1 protein-coding gene and 1 rRNA gene are annotated in these 1,344 nt (G+C 55.7%); both read left to right on the top strand.

Going from position 1 to position 1,344, the window contains the following annotated elements; translation table 11 throughout:
• Positions 1-98 (top strand): 5S ribosomal RNA (gene rrf / locus AACS24_RS01080); the annotation flags it as partial.
• A gap of 165 nt (positions 99-263) precedes the next feature.
• Entirely contained in the window at positions 264-1,229 is a 966-nt protein-coding gene (ebgR, locus tag AACS24_RS01075) for a transcriptional regulator EbgR (RefSeq protein ID WP_108572092.1), read from the top strand.
• Positions 1,230-1,344: the final 115 nt, after the last annotated feature.

Genomic DNA, 1,344 nt, shown 5'->3' with positions numbered 1-1,344 from the left:
CGTGGAACCACCTGATCCCATGCCGAACTCAGAAGTGAAACGCGGTAGCGCCGATGGTAGTGTGGCATTCGCCATGCGAGAGTAGGACACTGTCAGGCACCTATTTAGAAGAGGCCTCCCATTCGGGAGGCCTTTTCGCATTTCTGCGTTCCAAAAATCTGCCATGCCGCCGGCATTTTAGTAAAAGTGCTGGGCTATCAAGGGATTGCCCGTTACTCTTTAGCCGTTACCGATTAACACGTGATGCTGCCAGCGAGGTATTGATGGCTACGTTGAAGGAAATTGCACAGGAAGCGGGGGTTTCTCTCGCGACGGTATCCCGGGTACTGAACGAGGATCCCAGTCTGAGCGTCAAGGAAGAGACCAAGCAGCGGATCTTCGAGATTGCCGAACGGCTGGAGTACAAGACCAGCAGCGCCCGCAAGGGGGTACACAAGAGCAAGCTGCACTTTCTGGTGGTCTATGCCTATCCCCAGAGTACCGAGGTCAACGACCCTTACTATCTCGCCATCCGTTATGGTATCGAGACCCAGAGCGCCCGTCTCAATATCGAACTGACCCATCTCTACAACTGCGCTGAAGGGCGCGAACTGAGCACCGTGGATGGCATTCTGGTGGTCGGCACCCTCACAGCCGAGCGTCTGGCCCAGCTCAGGGCATGTTCCAGCCAGCTGGTGTTTGTCGACTGCCGTTCACAGGGAGAGTTTGATTCGGTCGATGTGGATCTCGCTCTGATCAGCCAGCAGGTCGTCGACTACTTTATTGCGCAGGGGCACCAGCGTATCGGTTATATCGGTGGCCAGGATGAGAATCCGGATCTGCGTGAACTGGCCTTCCGGGATTATGGCCAGCGGCTGGGGGTGGTGCAGGAGAGCGATCTCTATCGTGGGGATTTCTCCAGTGCTTCCGGCTACCGGCTGGCGAAGGAGATGCTGGCAGGGGATTGGCCCAAGGCGCTGTTTGTCGCCTCCGACTCCATCGCCATCGGCGTGCTGCGTGCCATCCATGAGAAAGGATTGGCGATTCCCCAGCAGATCGAGCTTATCAGCGTCAACGATATTCCGACCGCCAAGTTCACCTTCCCGCCGCTCTCAACGGTGCGGATCCACTCCGAGTTGATGGGCTCCCAGGGAGTCAATTTGCTGGTCGAACGGCTGCGTGATGAGCGTGATATTCCACTCCGGGTGCTGGTACCGAGCAAGTTGACCCTGCGTGGCACCACTCGCTGATTTTAGTAAAATATTCTGCTTTTTAGTCGCGCCATCTTGCGGTGGTGCGACACCTCTCCCAAGCAAACCTCTTTCCCATATCATCCAACAACTTCATATCATATTGTTTTATAGT

Source organism: Aeromonas sp. HMWF016 (assembly GCF_963878195.1).
GTDB lineage: Bacteria > Pseudomonadota > Gammaproteobacteria > Enterobacterales > Aeromonadaceae > Aeromonas > Aeromonas lacus.
The sequence above is the reverse complement of the archived record's forward strand: the minus strand, read 5'-3'. Positions and strand labels throughout refer to the sequence as shown.